Source organism: Ilumatobacter fluminis (genome assembly GCF_004364865.1).
Lineage (GTDB): Bacteria > Actinomycetota > Acidimicrobiia > Acidimicrobiales > Ilumatobacteraceae > Ilumatobacter > Ilumatobacter fluminis.
The window spans coordinates 1,653,630-1,670,884 of record NZ_SOAU01000001.1 but is presented as its reverse complement, the minus strand read 5'-3'; the positions used below and the strand labels follow the sequence as shown (position 1 = coordinate 1,670,884).

Sequence of the window (17,255 nt, the reverse complement as noted above, 5' to 3'; positions counted from 1 at the left end):
AATTCGTCGATACCCGACAAATCCGACCGATCTTGTCGACAAAAGGCGTTCGACGCAGCTACGCTGACCGCCGACCCGCACACCCCTGCCCCGCTGGAGTGCCCCATGAGTGACATCGTGGCGACTCGGCCGACGCCGATCGAACCCCGTTTCTGGACCGGAACACCCGCCCTCGACCGCGCGTCGTACGAGGTCGACGCCCGGCACTTCGATCCGACCACGCTGACCGACCCCGCAAGCGACTTCGCAGCGACGATGCGAGCCACCTATGAGCGCGTCGGACTCGTCCACGCCGTGGGCACCGGCATCACCGATCACGTCGCGATGCGACTCGTCGCGAAGCACGTGCTCGACGCCGAGATGCCGTACCGGGCCGGAGCGAACCCGCGCGGATCGATCGCCCCGAACGTCTACGAGATCGGCGCGCCGCTCTCGGCCTGGCTGCACTACCACCACGAGATGGCATACGTCGGCACGAGCACCAGCGCGATCGCCTTCACCTGCCGAGCGGCGCTGCCCGGTCGCGGCGCCACCTTCGTCGCCGACAACGTGCGAGCGACCGAGGCGATCCTCGAGACCGAGCTCGGCCGCAAGCTCGCCGAGCTGGGCGTCTGCTATCGACGCGACCTCACCGACCGGGAGGCATTCACCGGCCGGGAGCCGATCGGCGTGTACAACCACTGGCAGCAGTCGCTCGAGACCGACGACCCCGAGGAGGCGGCCCAGCGGGCGCACGACCAGGGCCTGTCGACCGACTGGGGCCCCGACCGGCTCCTGCGCACGCGGTACTACACATCGGCGTTCGAGTACACGCCGTCGGTCGACCGCAACCTGCTCTACTGCAGCGTCGCCGACCACTACCTGTGGTTCGACGCCTGGCCGCTCGTCGAGCAGCTCCCGCCCGGACAGCGTCCTCTGTGGATGACGTTCGGCGACGACTCCGACTTCACGGCCGACGAACTCCGCACCTTCGTCGACGTCTACGACCGGTTCGGCACGCCGATCGACTGGCGGGTCGGCGACGTCGCCGTCATCGACAACTACCGCTTCGCGCACGGTCGACCGGCGATCCATCTGGGTCCTGGTGAAGAACGCGAGCTCGGCGTCGTGCTCGGCGGGTCGTTCGACCGGGTCGGCGCCGTTCCCGGCAAGTGGTGAGCGGGGCGGGTTCGCCCGGGCCGACCCGTCTGCCAAACTGACCCGTGATGCAACTCGACAAGCGCACCCTCAACCTCGCCGCCGCCTCCCTGTCGACCCTCGCTGCGGTGATCGGCCTCGGCTCGGCGCTGTTCGGCAAGAACAAGGGCTCCGGTGCCGTCCTCCCGTCGCTGATCGGCCTGGCCGGCTCGGCCGCGTGGCTCGGCTCCGCCCTCGACGAGTACCAAGGCGACGACCTCGACGTCGCCTGACTCCCGTTCCTGGGGGTCAGCGGTTGCGTTTGCGGCTGGCGCGCTGGGCGCGCCGGCGGGCTGCCCGGTTCGCTGCGGTGTCGGGCGCCGGTCGGGCGGCCGCCTTCGCCGGCGAGGCCGCAGCTGCGGTGACGCCCTGATACGGCTGCTCACGGAACCACAGGTTGCACGCCCACTTCTCGCCGGCGCTGACCGGCAGGCCGCCGTGCAGTGACTTGCGGTGGCGTGTGCTGTAGCCCTCGTAGAGGTTGTGGAAGATGACCATGCGGCCGGGCTGCGCCTCGACCTCGAGGTCGAGCTTCGGGAAGCCGGTGCCGCCGCCTCCGTCGACCTCGTTGAGGTAGAGCAGGGCGGTGACGGCGCGGTTGCCGCCGCGAGCCGTCTTCTCCTTGCCCTTGTCGGTCTCGATGTCCCAGGCGTCGAAGTGCGACTGATACTCCTCGGTCTCGCCGTAGTGGATGACCTGGAGGTTCTCGGCGTGGTTCGCCGGAACGGCGACCAACTCGCTCACGCGCCCGATCACGCCCCGCACCACGTCGTCCTCGTCGTGTTTGACCCAGGCGACCTGTCCGGTGCGGCGCGTGCTGGCGGTGTTCGTGCCGAGCCGGCTGACGAGCGCATCGTCCATGCGCGGCTCGGCCAGCTCGATGATGTGGAGGCACTCGTCGGGCGTCAGGAAGTTGTCGAACACCCACACCTGGGGGTCGTCGGCGAGTTGCACACCCGTGTCGTAACCGTCCTTCAACGCCAGCGTCATGGCTGCATTGTCGCGCGCCGGACCGGCGGTCGCAGCGTCACCGACTCGACGTCGCGAACCATCGGAGTGCCAAGCTCGGCGGATGGCTCGCGACATCGACACCGGCACCGACGACCTCCTCGCACGCGTCGAGGGCAACGTCGGCATCATCACCTTCAACCGGCCCGAGCGGCGCAACGCGCTCTCCGACGCGGTGTACGACGGGTTCGACGCCGCGCTGCCGACGATGGCGGCCGACCCCGACGTGCGAGTCGTGCTCGTCACCGGCAACGGTGGCGCATTCTGTGCGGGCGGCGACGTCAAGCAGATGAACGACGCCAACCAGGCCGGCGGACAGCGCGCCGGCCGCCCGGCCGGGCTCGACGACGGCATCAACCATCTGCGAGGTCTCCAGCGGAAGGTGTCGCTGGCCCTCCACGAGTTCCCGAAGCCCGTCATCGCAGCCCTTCCCGGTGCGGCGGCCGGCGCCGGCTTGTCGATCGCACTGGCCGCCGACATCCGACTCGCCGCCGAGCGGGCGGTGTTGGTGACGGCGTTCGCGAACGTCGGCGCCTCGGGCGACTTCGGTGGTTCGTGGTTCCTGACCCAGTTGGTGGGCCCGGCCAAGGCCCGCGAGCTGTACTGGACGTCACCGAAGTTGTCGTCGGCCGAGGCGCTCGAACTCGGGCTCGTGAATCAGGTGCTGCCCGACGACGGCTTCGACCAGGCCGCGCTCGACTACTGCCGCGCGTTGGCGACCCGCGCCCCGATCGCGCAGCGGCTGATGAAGGAGAACCTGAACCGGGCGCTCACTTGCGACCTGGCCACGGCCCTCGACGCCGAGGCGACGAACATGGTCCGCACGATGCGGACCGCCGACCACAAAGAAGCAGCACTCGCCTTCGTCGAGAAGCGCCCCCCGAACTTCACCGGCACCTGACCAGGGGTCGGATACGTTTCGTCGGTCCCGACGAAACGTATCCGACCCCCTTCGTCGGTCAGCGGGAGGTGAAGCGGCAGTTGCAGATCGTGGTGTCGACGGGGTCGGCGCTGTCGGCGGCGGCGAGCGTGAAGCCGGCGACACCGTCGCCCCGCTCCCCCGCCTCGACGAAGGTCATGACGCCCTCGTCGAGTTCGATCCGACGATCGACCACCGGGCGACCCAACACCGCCGACCACCGCTCGGCCATGGCGTCGGGGTCGGCAGCCTCGATCTCCACGCCGAGCACGTCGGCCACGGTGCCGGTCCGCACGTGGTCGCGCCACTCGGGCCCGGCCCAGGGCCACTCCCCCCACACGTCGGTGCGGTCGATCGACACGATCGCGCCACCGACGTCGGCGGGGTGCAGGTGCAAGCCGAGCACGCCGTCGTCCTCGGCCTCGAACACGATGCGAACGCCGGCTTGCTCGAAGCGGCGGCGGGCTGCCTCGATGTCGTCGGTCTCGAAGATGACCATGTAGCCGCCGTCGCCGCCGCGCTTGTCGAGGAAGCGACCCGCCGTGGTGCCGTCCTCGATCGGCGACACCACCTCGAGCAACTTGTCGCCGATCGGGAACAGCGCATTGCGCAGTCCGAACACCCCGACGCCAGGGTCGCGGTAGCAGAGCTCGAGGCCGAGCTCGTCGCTGATCCGCTGCTCGGCGGCAGCCAGGTCGGCGGCCACCATCACGATCTGTCGAAGCCTGATCCGCATGCCCGAACCGTACGGTCCGTTACCGTCGACGAGCGTGTCGGACCGTCGTCAATGTGGACGTGTCTGGGTGAGGAACACCCCGGCCGACACGACGACGATGCCCACCAGGCCGAACGCACCGGGGGCCTCGTCGAGGAACAACCAGGCGAGCAGCGCGATCTGCACGAGCATCAGATTGTTGATGCCGGCCGACTCGACGGCGGTGAGCGACCGCAGCGACACGTTCCACAACGTGAACGCCAAGGCCGTGTTCACCACGGCCAGCCAACCGACGATGGCAATCGCCTCCCCGCTCAGTGTCGGCGCACCATCGATCACGAGGCCGACGACGATCAACGAGATGGCACCGACGGTCATCGACACCGTCGTCACGACCAGCGGCGAACTCGTCGAGCGTCGGTTGACGCTCCGGCCGGCGATGCTGCTCGTGGCGTTGGCGGCCAATCCGATGCCGGCCGCGACGAGTCCGACCGTCGTGGCACCCAGATCGCCTGCCAGGTAGAGCGCGGCGCCGCCGACGACCAGCAGCGCACCGACGATCTGGCGTCGGGTCACGGTCTCCCCGAGCGCGACGACGCCGACCCCGGCGACGATCAGCGGGGTGAGCGACAACAGCAGGCTGGTGGTCGCGGCCGGTTGTCGGTCGATCGCGACGAACTGGGCCCCTTGGGTCACGCCGTAGAAGACGAGTCCCAGCGCGGCGTACGCCGCCAGGTCGCGGCGGCTCGGCCTCGGCAGCGCGTCACCCCGCCGGGCGCGCACCGCCAGCGATGCCCACAACACGATCGCTGCGAGGCCGTACCGCAACCCGGCGAACGTGATCGGAGGGAGATCGGCGTCGTCGAGTCCGAAGCGGATCAGCACCCACGACGAACTCCAGAGGACGGTGACGAGGACGGCGAGCGCGATCGCTCGTCGATGGTCGAGATGGGACGGTCGGGACATGGGTTGCTCCTGGAGTCGGCACGCGTTGAACTGGTGCCGGATTCTCCACTCGAGGCTTTTGTCCCATGAGGTGCGAGCCCCGGTCGTGTGGGGCCTTCCGTGGCGCTCGGACCTGGCCCGCTCGGCCGATGACGTCGGAGAGACGATCGACGGAGCGGCGGAACCCTAGCCACCCTTCTTCCGGTGACGCCGAGGCTACTCCAGCGAGATCAGTGGCGCTCGAACATGGCGATTGTCTTGAGGTGGCGCTCGATGTGGTGTTCGAGTGCCTTCGTCGCCAGGCTGCCGACTTCGTGGGTGAAGGGCGACTCCTCCAGCGCCAGCGCCTGGTTGAGTCGCCCACCGAAGATGTCGCGCATGATGGCCAGCGCGCCCGGCGAGATCGCCGAGCCGGTGCGGCACTGGCGACACTGGACGCCGCCCTCGTTCAGGTCGAACGCGACGAGCTCGGTGCCCGGCTCGGTCTCACCGCACCGAACGCACGCGTCGAGCTGGGGTTCGAGCCCCTCGTTGCGGAGCAGCTTCCAGTAGAACGCCGGCACGTTGAGCGGTGCCGGACGGTCTGCGATGGTGCGGAGCACGCCGACGGTCATGCGGTACAGCTGCGGGTTCGGCTCGCGCTCGAGCGACATCTGGTCGACGGCCTCGATCGCCGCCATGGCCTGTGACGCTCGGTCGAGCGACGAGAGCAGCGGGGCGAGCGGCTCCACCGACTCGGCCTGGCTCACGATGTCGAGCTCGCGTCCGCGGTAGAGCAGGAGCCGCACGTGACTCATCGGTTCGAGTCGGGCACCGAACTTCGACTTCGTCTTGCGGACGCCCTTCGCGACGGCACGGACCTTGCCGTTCTCGGCGGTCATGAACACGACGATCCGGTCGGATTCGCGCAGCTTGTAGGTGCGCAGCACCACGCCGGTGTCGCGGTACAGCTCGCTCATCGGGACGACGCCGTCACTCGTCGAGCCCGCCGAAACGACGGCGGCGGTTGGCGAAGTCGTCGATGGCGGCGGCCACGTGATCGGCGGTCAGGTCGGCCCAGGCGACGTCGATGAAGACGAGTTCGGCGTAGGCGAGTTCCCAGACGAGCGACGGCGGCAGTTGTGTGGGCGGGCCGAGCACCACGACCAGGTCGGGTTCGCTGTCGGCCGGTTCGTAGAGCGCCGAGGCGACGGTGGCCTCGTTGACCTCGTCGTCGTCGTCGATGCGTGCCATGGCGTCGGCGAACCGCTGCCGGCCGTCGGGTTGCGGATCGGCGATCACCTCGACGTCACGCAGGCGGTGGCGTCGGTGTTCGGGCGGCGTCGCCGCCGAGCGGTCGCCGTGTTCGTACGCCCGGACGGTGAGCCACGTGACGCCGAGCCGTTCGCACAGCTCACCGAACGTCTCGAGGCGTCGCCGCCACTGCTCGTCGGTCAGGTCGGACCACTCGGCGAGGGTGCCGCCGACGACCAGGACGTGACGCAGCGACGAGGTCGACGGGGTCGAGCTCGCAGCCGGGGTCGCAGCCGAGGGGGACATGTCCCCATTCTCACACGTCGGACGTCGGTAACCTCGGTGGCCGTGGAGGAATCCCAGCGCCTGCACGTCGCCTGCATCATGGACGGCAACGGTCGATGGGCCGCGGCGCGCGACCTGCCACGGACCGAGGGCCACACCGAGGGTGAGGAGAATCTCGCCCGCATCGTCCGGGTGGCCGTCACGCGCGACATCGGCTGGTTGACCGTGTTCGGCTTCTCCACCGAGAACTGGGTTCGTCCCCGCGCCGAGGTCCGCCACATCCTCGGTCTCCACGAGAAGCTCTTCGGTCGCGTGAAGGAGCTGAACGAGTTGAACGTCCGGATCCAGTGGATCGGGCGACCGTTCGATTCGCCGTCGGCACGCACCCCGAAGTACGTCCAGCGAGCGATCCGCAAGGCGATCAACGACACGGCCTCGAACACGGGCATGACCCTCACCGTCGCGTTCGACTACGGCGGTCGGGCCGAGCTGATGAGCGCAGTGCGCCAGGTGCGGGCCCAGGGCCAGCCGGTCACCCCGGAGACCATCGAGAAGCACCTGTACCTGCCCGAGCTGCCGCCGGTCGACGTGATGGTGCGCACCTCCGGTGAGTTGCGGGTGTCGAACTTCCTGCTCTGGCAGGGCGCGGGCGCCAAGATCCACTTCACCGACGCGTCGTGGCCGGAGTTCGACGGCGCCGACCTCGACCGGGCGATCGCACTCGCCCGATGACCGACCCCACGGCGGCCTCGGCCGCGCTCGAGGCCCTCGCGGCCGTCACGGCCGCCCTGCCCGCAGCGGAAGACCGCCCGGGTCAGCGAGAGATGACCGAACTCGTCGCCGCGTCCATCGAACGTGGGCGGCACCTCGTGGTGCAGGCCGGAACCGGCACCGGCAAGACCCTCGCCTACCTGGTGCCGGCCATCACCTCGGGGAAACGGACGGTCGTCGCCACCGCGACCAAGGCGCTGCAGGACCAGTTGGCGACGAAAGACCTCCCGTTCCTCGCCGAGGAACTGTCCGAACTCGGACACGACCTCGACTGGGCCGTGCTCAAGGGCCGCAGCAACTACGTCTGCCTGCAGCGCCTGCGCGAGATGAGCCAGCCCTCGACCGGACAGCTCGAACTCGACGAACTGTCGGCCACCAACAAGCTCGAGATCAAGAAGATCGCCGAGTGGGCCGGCGAGAGCGAGACCGGCGACCAGGCCGAGATGGAGTGGAGCCCGAGCGACCAGGCGTGGCGCGCCGTCAGCGTCGGGAGCGACGAGTGTCCGGGCGGCGACCGCTGCCCGATGGGCCAGGAGTGCTTCGCCGAGTCGGCACGCCGCCGTGCGCAGACCTCCGACGTCATCGTCGTCAACACCTACCTGTACGGGCTGCACGTGGGCAGCGGCGGCGCGATCCTGCCGGAGCACGACGTCGTCGTGTTCGACGAGGCCCACGTGTTGGAGGACACGATGAGCGACACCGTCGGGGTCGACATCTCCCCCGGCCGCTTCGTCACCGTGTCGGCCACGGTGCGCCGCTTCCTCGACGACCCTCAGCTCGTCGGGACGATCGCCGACCTCGCCCCGCTCCTGCGCGACGTGTTCTCGCGGCACCTCAACGAGCGGCTCTCCACACCGCTGCCTTCCGACATCACCGACGCGCTCGAGGACGCCCGGCTCCGACTGACCCGGGTCGGTGAGGCGGTCGAGTCGATCCAGACCGACGTCGAGGACGCGAAACAACGCAAGCTCCGCGCTCAGAAGATGATCGCCCGCTCGATGGAGGCCGTCGAGGCGGCGCTCACCGCCGGCGACGACAAGGTGCCGTTCGTGTCGGGCGCACCCCAGTCGCCCCGGCTCGAGGTCGCTCCGCTCGACGTCGGCCCGGTACTCGGGGCGAACGTCTGGGGCGACCACACCGCCATCCTCACCAGCGCGACGGTGCCGTCGTCGTTGGCGGCGCGCGTCGGCCTCCCCGCCGAACGCACGCACAGCGCCGACGTCGGCAGCCCGTTCGACTACGAGCAGCAGGCGATGCTGTACTGCGCGATGCACATGCCGCAGCCCCGGTCGCCGAAGTTCCGCGATCAGGTCGCCGACGAGTTGATCGCGCTGATCGAGGCAGCAGGCGGCCGCACCCTCGCCCTGTTCACGAGCTGGGCGGCGATGGATCACGCCGTCGAGGCCGTGCGCGACGAGATCTCGGTGCCGATCCTCACCCAGCGCGATCTCCCCAAGCCGGCGCTGGTGAAGGCGTTCGCCGACTCGGAGGAAACCTGCCTGTTCGCGACGACCGGCATGTTCCAGGGTGTCGACGTGCCGGGCCGGACGCTGTCGCTGGTCGTGATCGACAAGCTGCCGTTCCCCCGTCCCGACGATCCGCTGCTGTCGGCACGTCGCGATCAGCTCGGGGCGTCTGCGTTCTCCGAGATCGACGTGCCGCGCGCCTCGACACTGCTGGCACAGGCCTGCGGCCGACTCATCCGCACGATGGACGACCGCGGCGTCGTCGCCGTGCTCGACCCCCGCCTCGGCACCGCCCGCTACCGCTGGGACATCGTCAAGGCGCTCCCTCCGATGAAGCGGACCCGCGAACGCGCCGACGTCGAGGCGTTCCTGCGCGAGCTGACCGCCGACGAGTCGCCCGAAGCCTCCTGACGTCGACCGTCTGAGTACGGTCGGGCGGATGGGAGAACTCGTTCGTCACGAACTCGCCGACGGCGTCGCCACGATCACGCTCGACTCGCAGCACAACCGCAACGCCCTGTCGTCGCACCTGATCCGCGAGCTCGCCGAATGCCTCGACGAGGCCGAAGCCGCCGACGCCCGGGCGATCGTTCTGCGTCACGAAGGCCCGGCGTTCTGTGCCGGTGCCGACCTGAAGGAGCGGTCGTCGGCGAGCGGTCCGCCCGATTCGTCGCCGATGGTCGATGTGATGCGACGGTTGATGGACACGGGCCGACCCACCATCGCCGCCGTCGACGGCGCGGTACGGGCGGGCGGCATCGGACTGATGGCCTCGTGCGACCTCGTCGTGGTCGACCGGTCGGTGACGTTCGCGCTCACCGAGGTGCGCATCGGCGTCGCTGCGGCGATCATCTCGGTGCCGATCCTGCGGCGCGTACCGCCGGGCAAGATCGCTGCAGCGATGCTGACCGGCGAGGTGTTCGACGCCGACGAGGCCCGATCGATCGGGCTGGTGACGCACGTGAGCGACGACGTCGCGGCGACGGTCGCCGAGCTGTGCGACGGCATCCGCGCCGGCGCACCGCGAGCCGTCCGCGAGACCAAGCACCTGTTGCACCGGGTGCCGACCCTCGACCGCGACGCGGCGTTCGACGAGATGCGAGCCCTCAGCGACGAACTGTTCGCCGGCCCCGACGCCCAGGAAGGCATGGCCGCCTTCAAAGAAAAGCGCCGCCCCACCTGGCCCGTCGGATGAGGTCAGACCCCAACCGACCGTCGGATGAGGTCAGACCCCAACCGACCGTCCCCAACCGACCGTCCCACTTCGGTGATCACGGCCACCTCGTCGGTTGGGGTCTGACCTCATCCGACTTGGCCTCATCCGACTCACGTCATGAGGCGATAGCCGATGCCTCGTGCGGTGACGATGAGCTTCGGGTCGTCGGGGTGGTCTTCGATCTTCAGGCGCAGTCGGCGCACGTGGGCATCGACCAGGCGGGAATCGCCGAGGTACTCGTAACCCCACACCCGTTCGAGCAACTGATCGCGCGACAACACGGCGCCGGCATGGTCGGCGAACTCGCACAGCAGTCGGTACTCGGTCTTGGTGAGACTCAGCTCGTCACCACCCTTCAGCACGATCCCCTGCTCACGACGCAGCTCGAGATCACCGAACCGGGTCGACGACGTCGATGACGTCGCCTCGTGCAGATGCACCCGGCGCAGCAACGCCCGGATGCGGGCGGCGAGCTCTTTCGGCACGACCGGCTTCGTGACGTAGTCGTCGGCGCCCGCCTCGAGTCCGGCCACCATGTCGTGGGTGTCGGTCTGTGCGGTGATCATGATGATCGGGGTGATCGACTCGGCGCGGATCGAGCGGCACACGTCGAAGCCCGACATGTCGGGCAGACGCAGGTCGAGCAGCACCAGATCGACGTCGTGCTCGGCGAAGGCGGCGAGCCCCGTCCCGCCGTCGACGGCCTCGTGCACGGTGTAGCCCTCGTCTTCCAGCGCGAGCCGGAGGGCGAGTCGGATGCCGTCGTCGTCTTCGATGAAGAGGAGGGTGTTCACGGTCCGGTCAGTCTGTCATGAATCCCGTTCCGTGGGAGAAACCCCTCTGAACTGGGGTGATGTGAGCGATTTCGTCGATCTTTGTTACAGAAATCGCACAGTTCGAACGCTCCACCGTCACACACGAACTTCACAATGATGACTGTTCACGCTGCCCCGGTGGGGTTCCTTCCTCCCCCTGGAGCCTCACCGGCAGCGAGAAACTCCTCGAGTCGAGTCCATCTCCTCGGGCGCAGGCACCGCACGGAGCACCTCCTCCGGATCCCGATCGCCGCACCATCGTGCCACACTGGTCCGCGCCATGGCTCGCCAGCGATCACTCCGCCTCAGCACGCGGGTCACCCTGTTCTTCGGCGCCATGGCCTTGATCGGCGGCATGGCGCTCGCCGTCGCCACGTTCTTGTTCGCTCGCAACTCGCTGCTCGAACAACGCATCGCCGACGCCCGCAACGACGCCATCTTCCACGCTCAGGACATCCGAGGCGCCTACGACGCCGACGCCGACATCGGCGAGTTCGTGATCGACCTCGACTACGAACCCGACGCGTTCGGGGTGCTCCTCCCCGACCTCGAGACCGAGCCGCTCCGACAGATCTCGTCGCGGTCCGGCTGGTCGATCGAGGATCTTCCGTCCGAGCTGGTCGAGGCGGTCGCGTCCCGCCAGTACGGGCAGCAGCTGTACGAGTACGAGGGCGACACCTGGCTCGCCGTCGGTGTGAACATCCGGGCCTACGACGTCGGCTACATCGAGGCGTTCCCGCTCGACAGCACCGAGAACGCCCTGCGAGTCCTGGCGACCGCACTGATCATCGGCACCGCGCTCGCCGCGATCGTGGCGACGTTCTTCGGCTGGTCGACCAGCCGTCGGCTCCTGCGCCCGGTCTCGCGCGTCGCCGATGCCGCCGGCGACATCGCGTCCGGTTCGCTCGAGGTGCGCATGGACGAGGAGTCCGACCCCGACCTCAACCGCCTCGCCGGCTCGTTCAACGAGATGGCCGACGCCGTTCAGGAACGGATCGAACGCGAGCAACGCTTCGCGTCCGACGTCAGCCACGAGCTCCGCTCCCCCATCACTGCGCTCACCGCCGCCGTCGAGGTGCTCGACGCTCGGCGGGACGATCTGCCCGAACGCACCCAGCAGGCGCTCGACGTGGTCGTCAGCCAGGTCCGCCGGTTCGACGACATGGTCATCGACCTGCTCGAACTGTCCCGTCTCGAAGCCGGTGCACAAGACCTCCACCGCGAACCGATCGACATCGTCGAGCTGTGCGACCGGGTGTCGCAGCGCTACGGGTACGGCGAGCTGCCGATCGAAGTCCACGCCAAGGCGCCCCGCAAGGCCCTCATCGACCGCATCCGATTCGAGCGGGTGCTCGGGAACCTGCTCGACAACGCCGAGAACCACGGCGGCGGACCGACCCGGATCGCCATCGAACCGGCCGACATCAAGCACGCCGTCCTGATCGCGGTCGAGGATGCCGGTCCCGGCGTGGCGGCGAGCGAGAAGACCCGCATCTTCGAGCGGTTCGCCCGCGGCAGCGCCGCCCGCAACCGGATCGGTACCGGTCTGGGCCTGGCGCTGGTGGCCGAGCACGCTGCGGCGCTCGGCGGTGAGGCGTGGGTGGAGGACCGACGAGGTGGGGGTGCACGCTTCGTCGTGCGGATCCCGACGGAGGACGCAGGATGACCGACCCCAACCCCCGAGTCGCCCGACGGACGGCGGCGCTCGTCGCACTCATGGCCTTCGTGTCCGTCGTCGTCGCTGCGTGCGGACTCCCGACCGACGAACGGGTCACCCCGTACAACGTCGACGACATCCCCGATCAGCTGACCGAGCAGACGACCACCACCACGTCGACGACCACCACGACGACCACCACGACCATGCCGCCGCCGACCGTGCCGGGCGAGACGGCGCCCCCGCCGCCCTCGAGCACGACGACCACGCTGCCCGCACAGGTCGAGCCGATCACCGTGTACTACACGATCGGGTCGTCCGATGACCTGAGCCCGCTCGAGGTGAACCGACGGCAGAACCCGTCGACGCAAGAGGTGGTCGCCGCCCTGGAGTCGACCACCGGTCTGTCGGCGCTCGGCCTGCGGACGTCGGTCAGGCCCGGCCTGATCGTCGACGTCGTCCCCGAACGGGGTGTCGCGACGATCATTCTCGACCCGACCGTGCTCGACCGCATGTCGGAGGCACAGCAACGGCGCGCCATCGCCCAGATGGTGCTCACGTTCACCTCGTTCCGTACACCGGATCAGGGGAACATCGCGTTCGTCACGTTCGAGTCCGACGGAGAGCCGTACGTGGTGTTCGTGCCGGCGGTCGACGACATGAGCGGCCCCGACGACCTGTTGGCCTTCGACGACTTCGCCGACCTGATCGTCAGCAGCTCGGCCGCGACCGAGACCACGACGACCACCACCACGACGACGGTCGCGCCGAGCCAGGACGGGTAGGCGTCAGTACCCGAGTCGCTCGACGCGGTCGGCTCGGCGCTGCCAGTCCTTGTCGACCTTCACGCGCAGTTCGAGATAGACGCCCTCCGGCATCTGGGCACGGGCGCGTTTGCCGACCTCTTTGAGCACCGAGCCGCCCTTGCCGATCACCATGCCCTTCTGGCTCTCGCGCTCGACCACGATGTCGACGCGTATGCGAGGCCACTCCCACTCGGTGACGCGGGTGGCGATCGAATAGGGGAGCTCGTCACGGGTGACCGCGAGCAGCTGCTCGCGAACCAGCTCGGCGACGAACTGCTCCTCGGGCATGTCGGACGCTTCGTCGTCACCGAAGAACTTCGGCCCCTCGGGCAGGCGACCCGTCAGGTGGTCGACGAGCGGGCCGATCCCCTTGCCCGACTTGGCCGACACCGGGAAGTACGCCTCGGCATCGAGCTCGGATGCGGCGCCGAGCATGGCGATGACCTGCTGTTCGGACGCCGCGTCGATCTTGTTGACGATCACCACCGCGCGCGGCAGGTGCAGGCGGTCGGCGACCCAGCGGTCGCCCTTGCCGAACGGCTTCGTGGCGTCGAGCACCAGGCACTGCACGTCGACGTCTTCGGTCGACTCGAGGGCCGTGGCGTTCACACGTTCGCCCAGCGCCGAGACCGGCTTGTGCAGTCCGGGCGTGTCGACGAAGACGAGCTGGGCGTCGGGTCGGGTCAGCACGCCCATGATCCGGTGGCGGGTCGTCTGCGGCTTGTCGGACACGATCGAGATCTTGCGGCCGCAGATCGCGTTGACGAGCGACGACTTGCCGACATTGGGCCGACCGACGAACGTGATGAATCCCGAGCGGAACTCCGACATGCCGACAGGCTACGGCGCACCGCCCATTCGTCCGCTCCCCCACACCGGTGGCAAGCTTGGCCGCATGACAGCACGCGTGATCAACGGTGCCGACGAACTCAAGTCGCTCGTCGGCGAACATCTCGGCTACAGCCCCTACGTCGAAGTGACCCAGGAACAGGTCAACCAGTTCGCGGAGGCCACCGGCGACCACCAGTGGATCCACGTCGACGTCGAAAAGGCCAAGGCCGGCCCGTTCGGCGGCCCGATCGCCCACGGCTACCTGACCCTGTCGCTCGGACCGATGCTCTACCCGCAGGTCGTCTCGATCACCGGGTTCTCGATGGGCGTCAACTACGGCGCCAACAAGGTCCGCTTCCCGTCGCCTGTGCCGGTCGGCTCGAAGGTCCGCCTCGGCGTCAAGCTGCTCCAGGTCGACGACATCGCCGGCGGCGTGCAGACCACGCTCGAGTTCACCTTCGAGTGTGAGGGCGCCGCCAAGCCGAGCTGCGTCGCCGAGATCATCTTCCGCTCGTACGAGTGAGGCCGTTGCCGGGCCTCGGCGAGGTCGTCAGACCTCGTCGAGGCGACCGGTGTCGACGTCGTACACGAAGCCGCGGATGTGCTCCTTGAACGGCAGGAACGGCGTCAGCTTCAACCGCTCGATCGACTGACGGGTGTCGGCGTACGGGTCGGTGAACGACTCGACCGACCACCACGGCTTGATGCCGAGCTCGGCTTCGAGCTCGCTCTTCAGCTGGTCCTCGGTCACCCGCTGCAGGCCGCAGTCGGTGTGGTGCATGAGGATGATCTCGCGGGTGCCGAGGTAGCGCTGCGACAGGGTCAACGAGCGGATGACGTCGTCGGTGATGACGCCACCGGCGTTGCGGATGACGTGCGCCTCGCCGTACTCCATGCCGAGGATCTGGAAGATCGGCATCCGCGAGTCCATGCACGCGACGATCGCGACGTGTCGGGCGGGCTGCACCGGCAGTCCGCCATGGGCGAAGTGCTCGGCGTACTCGTTGTTGCGACGCACGAACTCGTCGGCGCTCGGCGTGAACGAGGCGGCGTCGGCAGCGGTGGCGGGGTCGAGGTCCATGACCGGAAAATAGCCGAACCACCCCGGTTCCACACCTGCCCGTCGACCCGTCGCCCGGCGCGCCGGGAACACGATCGACCATGATGGCGGGGTGACCGACCAGGACCCCCTCATCGACGTCGACGAGATCGACCGGCTCGTTGCCGACTTCGCCGCTGGACGCACCTGTTCCTCGATCGCCTGGGGCATCGTCCGCCACGGCGAGCTGACGCTGACCGGATCGACCGGCGAGGTCGGCGAGTCGGCGCCGACCGAGCACACGGTGTACCGGATCGCGTCGATGACCAAGTCGTTCTCGGCGGCCGTCACGTTGCTGCTGCGCGACGACGGCGTCCTGCGGCTCGACGCGCCCCTCGGCGAGTACGCCCCCGAGCTGGCCGACGTCCGGTCGCCGACCTCCGACGCGCCGCCGATCACGGTCCGCGACCTGCTGTGCATGTCGAGCGGACTCGTCACCGACGACCCGTGGGCCGACCGGCACCTCGACCTCACCGACGACGAGTTCGACCGCATCATCGCCGGTGGCCTCGTGTTCGCCCGACCCACCGGATCCTGTCACGAGTACTCGAACTTCGGGTTCGCCCTGCTCGGACGGGTGATCCACCGCGCCACCGGGGTCCGGCTGCGGGAACACGTGTCGACGCGCCTGCTCGACCCGCTCGGGATGACCCGGACGACCTGGGACCAGCCCGACCACGACGATTGGGCGCGGCCGATGCGCTGCGACGACGGCGTGTGGGCGGAGGAGCTGCCGACCCCGCCCGACGGGCTGATCGCCCCGATGGGTGGCATCTGGACGACAGTCGCCGACCTCGCACGATGGGTGTCGTGGCTGGCCGATGCGTTCCCGGCCCGCGACGGCGCCGACGACGGTCCGCTCTCGCGGGCGTCGAGACGCGAGATGCAGACGCCGCAGCGCTACGTGGGGCAGCGCACCCTGCGCGGTGTCCGGTTCCCGTCGAGCTACGGCTACGGCGTGCGGATCCTCGACGAACCCGAACTCGGCACGGTCATCTCCCACAGCGGCGGGTTGCCCGGCTACGGCTCGAACATGCGGTGGACGCCGGGCGGCTCGCTCGGCATCGTGACCCTGTCGAACACCACCTACGCCCCGATGACCGAGCTGGGTGCTCGGATCCACGACCGGCTCCACGAACTCGGAGCCGACAGCGTCCCGACGCCGTCACCGAGCGCCGAACTCGACGACGCAGGCCGCCTGCTCGTCGACGTGCTGTCGAGGTGGGCCTCGGGCAGTGAGGTCGACGCCGACACGCTGACCGATCTGTTCGCCGACAACGTCGACCCCGACGATGCCCATACCCGCCGTGCCGAACGGGCGCGACGGCACGGCGCGTTGTCGATCGACACGATCGAGCCGACCAGCGACGCTGCGGCACGAGTCGTCTGCCACGACGGCGACGATCGACGGTTCGTCGTCACGTTCTCGCTGGCGCCGATGCGGCCGGCACGCGTGCAGCAGTACGAGGTGAAGCCCGCCGACGACTGACGGCGGGTCAGAAGCCGCGTCGACGCCGCTCGCGACGACCGCGGCGATCGGCGAGCCAGAGCCGCACGACCAGACCGGCCGCCTCTCGCACGATGCCGCCGGAGAGCTTCGACTCGCCCGCCGTCCGTTCCCGGAACGTGATCGGGAACTCGACGACCTTCCCCTCGGCGCGGACGAGCCGGTGCGTCATCTCGACCTGGAAGCCGTATCCCTCGGCTCGGACGGCCTCGAACCCCATCCGTTCGAGCGCTTCGCTCGAATAGGCCCGATAGCCGGCCGTTGCGTCGTTGACCGCGAGGCCGAGCACGCCGGCGGCATACCGGTTGCCCCAGCGCGACAGAGCCCGGCGGCTGCCCGGCCAGTCGACCGTGCGACCACCGGGCACGTACCGACTGCCGATCGCCAGGTCGGCACCCAGTTCGACGTTGGCGACGAGCACCGGCAACAGGGTCGGGTCGTGAGACATGTCGGCATCGAGCTGGACGCAGATCTCGGCGCCGTCGTCGATCGCACGACGGAAACCGTCGCGATAGGCGCTCCCGAGACCCGACTTGGCGGGCCGATCGACGACGTCGACCGCCCCGAGTTCGTCCGCCAGTGACCGGGCGATGTCGGCCGTGCCGTCGGGGCTTGCGTCGTCGACGACGAGCACGCGGGCGTCGGGCAACGAGGCTCGCACCCCTCGGAGCACCGCCTCGATGTTGCCCGCCTCCTGATAGGTGGGGATCACCACCGTCACTCGCACGGCCGCGAACACTATCGGCCACCCCCACCGGAAGATGTCGACCGGACCGAGCGGGGCACGCCTCGGACTCCTGCCTGCG

Annotated in this window: 19 protein-coding genes; 10 read left to right on the top strand and 9 right to left on the bottom strand. The window is 69.1% G+C overall.

Going from position 1 to position 17,255, the window contains the following annotated elements; genetic code table 11:
- Window positions 1-105 precede the first annotated feature (105 nt).
- Entirely contained in the window at window positions 106-1,158 is a 1,053-nt protein-coding gene (locus BDK89_RS07535; protein WP_133868357.1) for a TauD/TfdA family dioxygenase, read from the top strand.
- Between the two features lie 47 nt (window positions 1,159-1,205).
- Window positions 1,206-1,409, top strand: a complete 204-nt coding sequence (locus tag BDK89_RS07530) for a hypothetical protein (protein WP_133868356.1) — start codon at window positions 1,206-1,208, stop codon at window positions 1,407-1,409.
- A 16-nt stretch (window positions 1,410-1,425) separates the two neighbouring features.
- Here the strand turns inward: BDK89_RS07530 and BDK89_RS07525 are convergent, their stop codons facing one another.
- Window positions 1,426-2,166: a prolyl hydroxylase family protein gene (locus BDK89_RS07525; RefSeq protein ID WP_166657441.1), complete on the bottom strand. Its 741-nt coding sequence runs from the start codon at window positions 2,164-2,166 to the stop codon at window positions 1,426-1,428.
- 82 nt (window positions 2,167-2,248) lie between these two features.
- Between BDK89_RS07525 and BDK89_RS07520 the strand changes: the two genes are divergently transcribed.
- Window positions 2,249-3,085 (top strand): enoyl-CoA hydratase-related protein, encoded by an 837-nt coding sequence (locus BDK89_RS07520; protein ID WP_133868354.1) that lies wholly within the window; start codon window positions 2,249-2,251, stop codon window positions 3,083-3,085.
- Between the two features lie 58 nt (window positions 3,086-3,143).
- Here BDK89_RS07520 and BDK89_RS07515 read toward each other — a convergent pair whose 3' ends face one another.
- The 4 genes from BDK89_RS07515 to BDK89_RS07500 all read right to left on the bottom strand — a co-directional run bounded on the left by BDK89_RS07515 (window position 3,144) and on the right by BDK89_RS07500 (window position 6,302).
- Window positions 3,144-3,839, bottom strand: coding sequence for a VOC family protein (locus BDK89_RS07515; protein WP_133868353.1), 696 nt, complete (start codon window positions 3,837-3,839; stop codon window positions 3,144-3,146).
- Window positions 3,840-3,887: 48 nt separating this feature from the next.
- The gene (locus BDK89_RS07510; RefSeq protein WP_133868352.1) at window positions 3,888-4,784 is read right to left on the bottom strand and encodes a DMT family transporter; all 897 of its coding nucleotides are present in this window, start codon (window positions 4,782-4,784) and stop codon (window positions 3,888-3,890) included.
- Between the two features lie 209 nt (window positions 4,785-4,993).
- Window positions 4,994-5,722, bottom strand: coding sequence for a DNA repair protein RecO (recO, locus tag BDK89_RS07505; RefSeq protein WP_133868351.1), 729 nt, complete (start codon window positions 5,720-5,722; stop codon window positions 4,994-4,996).
- 13 nt (window positions 5,723-5,735) lie between these two features.
- Window positions 5,736-6,302 carry an undecaprenyl diphosphate synthase family protein gene (locus BDK89_RS07500; RefSeq protein ID WP_133868350.1) on the bottom strand — a complete coding sequence of 189 codons (567 nt, stop codon included), beginning with the start codon at window positions 6,300-6,302 and terminating at the stop codon, window positions 5,736-5,738.
- Window positions 6,303-6,344: 42 nt separating this feature from the next.
- Between BDK89_RS07500 and uppS the strand changes: the two genes are divergently transcribed.
- Genes uppS through BDK89_RS07485 form a run of 3 tightly spaced genes read left to right on the top strand, consistent with a single transcriptional unit; the run spans window position 6,345 to window position 9,713 of the window.
- Window positions 6,345-7,013, top strand: coding sequence for a polyprenyl diphosphate synthase (uppS, locus tag BDK89_RS07495; RefSeq protein ID WP_133868349.1), 669 nt, complete (start codon window positions 6,345-6,347; stop codon window positions 7,011-7,013).
- Window positions 7,010-8,929: an ATP-dependent DNA helicase gene (locus tag BDK89_RS07490; protein WP_133868348.1), complete on the top strand. Its 1,920-nt coding sequence runs from the start codon at window positions 7,010-7,012 to the stop codon at window positions 8,927-8,929. The genes uppS and BDK89_RS07490 overlap by 4 nt, the downstream gene beginning before the upstream one ends.
- Before the next feature lie 28 nt (window positions 8,930-8,957).
- Complete coding sequence (locus BDK89_RS07485; RefSeq protein ID WP_133868347.1) at window positions 8,958-9,713, top strand: enoyl-CoA hydratase-related protein; 756 nt, start codon at window positions 8,958-8,960, stop codon at window positions 9,711-9,713.
- 131 nt (window positions 9,714-9,844) lie between these two features.
- Here the strand turns inward: BDK89_RS07485 and BDK89_RS07480 are convergent, their stop codons facing one another.
- The gene (locus BDK89_RS07480) at window positions 9,845-10,528 is read right to left on the bottom strand and encodes a response regulator transcription factor (RefSeq protein WP_133868346.1); all 684 of its coding nucleotides are present in this window, start codon (window positions 10,526-10,528) and stop codon (window positions 9,845-9,847) included.
- Between the two features lie 301 nt (window positions 10,529-10,829).
- Between BDK89_RS07480 and BDK89_RS07475 the strand changes: the two genes are divergently transcribed.
- Together BDK89_RS07475 and BDK89_RS07470 are read left to right on the top strand one after the other, a co-directional pair.
- Complete coding sequence (locus BDK89_RS07475; RefSeq protein ID WP_133868345.1) at window positions 10,830-12,215, top strand: HAMP domain-containing sensor histidine kinase; 1,386 nt, start codon at window positions 10,830-10,832, stop codon at window positions 12,213-12,215.
- Complete coding sequence (locus BDK89_RS07470) at window positions 12,212-12,991, top strand: GerMN domain-containing protein (protein WP_133868344.1); 780 nt, start codon at window positions 12,212-12,214, stop codon at window positions 12,989-12,991. Before BDK89_RS07475 ends, BDK89_RS07470 begins: the two co-directional genes overlap by 4 nt.
- 3 nt (window positions 12,992-12,994) lie before the next feature.
- On the opposite strand, the gene era is transcribed toward BDK89_RS07470, so the two are convergent.
- Window positions 12,995-13,843, bottom strand: a complete 849-nt coding sequence (era, locus tag BDK89_RS07465) for a GTPase Era (RefSeq protein WP_133868343.1) — start codon at window positions 13,841-13,843, stop codon at window positions 12,995-12,997.
- A gap of 64 nt (window positions 13,844-13,907) precedes the next feature.
- Between era and BDK89_RS07460 the strand changes: the two genes are divergently transcribed.
- Window positions 13,908-14,366, top strand: a complete 459-nt coding sequence (locus BDK89_RS07460; RefSeq protein WP_133868342.1) for a MaoC family dehydratase — start codon at window positions 13,908-13,910, stop codon at window positions 14,364-14,366.
- Between the two features lie 27 nt (window positions 14,367-14,393).
- Here the strand turns inward: BDK89_RS07460 and BDK89_RS07455 are convergent, their stop codons facing one another.
- Complete coding sequence (locus BDK89_RS07455) at window positions 14,394-14,924, bottom strand: beta-class carbonic anhydrase (protein WP_133868341.1); 531 nt, start codon at window positions 14,922-14,924, stop codon at window positions 14,394-14,396.
- 91 nt (window positions 14,925-15,015) lie between these two features.
- On the opposite strand from BDK89_RS07455, the gene BDK89_RS07450 reads away from it, so the two are divergent.
- The gene (locus BDK89_RS07450; protein ID WP_133868340.1) at window positions 15,016-16,431 is read left to right on the top strand and encodes a serine hydrolase domain-containing protein; all 1,416 of its coding nucleotides are present in this window, start codon (window positions 15,016-15,018) and stop codon (window positions 16,429-16,431) included.
- Window positions 16,432-16,438: 7 nt separating this feature from the next.
- On the opposite strand, the gene BDK89_RS07445 is transcribed toward BDK89_RS07450, so the two are convergent.
- Complete coding sequence (locus tag BDK89_RS07445) at window positions 16,439-17,176, bottom strand: polyprenol monophosphomannose synthase (RefSeq protein ID WP_208294001.1); 738 nt, start codon at window positions 17,174-17,176, stop codon at window positions 16,439-16,441.
- Window positions 17,177-17,255: the final 79 nt, after the last annotated feature.

Bases quoted from the DNA above. Each gene is read 5' to 3' on its own strand.
- BDK89_RS07485 (WP_133868347.1), top strand. From the start codon at position 8,958: ATGGGAGAACTCGTTCGTCACGAACTCGCCGACGGCGTCGCCACGATC.
- BDK89_RS07525 (WP_166657441.1), bottom strand. From the start codon at position 2,166: ATGACGCTGGCGTTGAAGGACGGTTACGACACGGGTGTGCAACTCGCC.
- era (WP_133868343.1), bottom strand. From the start codon at position 13,843: ATGTCGGAGTTCCGCTCGGGATTCATCACGTTCGTCGGTCGGCCCAAT.
- recO (WP_133868351.1), bottom strand. From the start codon at position 5,722: ATGAGCGAGCTGTACCGCGACACCGGCGTGGTGCTGCGCACCTACAAG.
- BDK89_RS07530 (WP_133868356.1), top strand. From the start codon at position 1,206: ATGCAACTCGACAAGCGCACCCTCAACCTCGCCGCCGCCTCCCTGTCG.
- BDK89_RS07455 (WP_133868341.1), bottom strand. From the start codon at position 14,924: ATGGACCTCGACCCCGCCACCGCTGCCGACGCCGCCTCGTTCACGCCG.
- BDK89_RS07460 (WP_133868342.1), top strand. From the start codon at position 13,908: ATGACAGCACGCGTGATCAACGGTGCCGACGAACTCAAGTCGCTCGTC.
- BDK89_RS07520 (WP_133868354.1), top strand. From the start codon at position 2,249: ATGGCTCGCGACATCGACACCGGCACCGACGACCTCCTCGCACGCGTC.
- BDK89_RS07490 (WP_133868348.1), top strand. From the start codon at position 7,010: ATGACCGACCCCACGGCGGCCTCGGCCGCGCTCGAGGCCCTCGCGGCC.
- BDK89_RS07515 (WP_133868353.1), bottom strand. From the start codon at position 3,839: ATGCGGATCAGGCTTCGACAGATCGTGATGGTGGCCGCCGACCTGGCT.
- BDK89_RS07510 (WP_133868352.1), bottom strand. From the start codon at position 4,784: ATGTCCCGACCGTCCCATCTCGACCATCGACGAGCGATCGCGCTCGCC.
- BDK89_RS07475 (WP_133868345.1), top strand. From the start codon at position 10,830: ATGGCTCGCCAGCGATCACTCCGCCTCAGCACGCGGGTCACCCTGTTC.
- BDK89_RS07470 (WP_133868344.1), top strand. From the start codon at position 12,212: ATGACCGACCCCAACCCCCGAGTCGCCCGACGGACGGCGGCGCTCGTC.
- BDK89_RS07500 (WP_133868350.1), bottom strand. From the start codon at position 6,302: ATGTCCCCCTCGGCTGCGACCCCGGCTGCGAGCTCGACCCCGTCGACC.
- BDK89_RS07535 (WP_133868357.1), top strand. From the start codon at position 106: ATGAGTGACATCGTGGCGACTCGGCCGACGCCGATCGAACCCCGTTTC.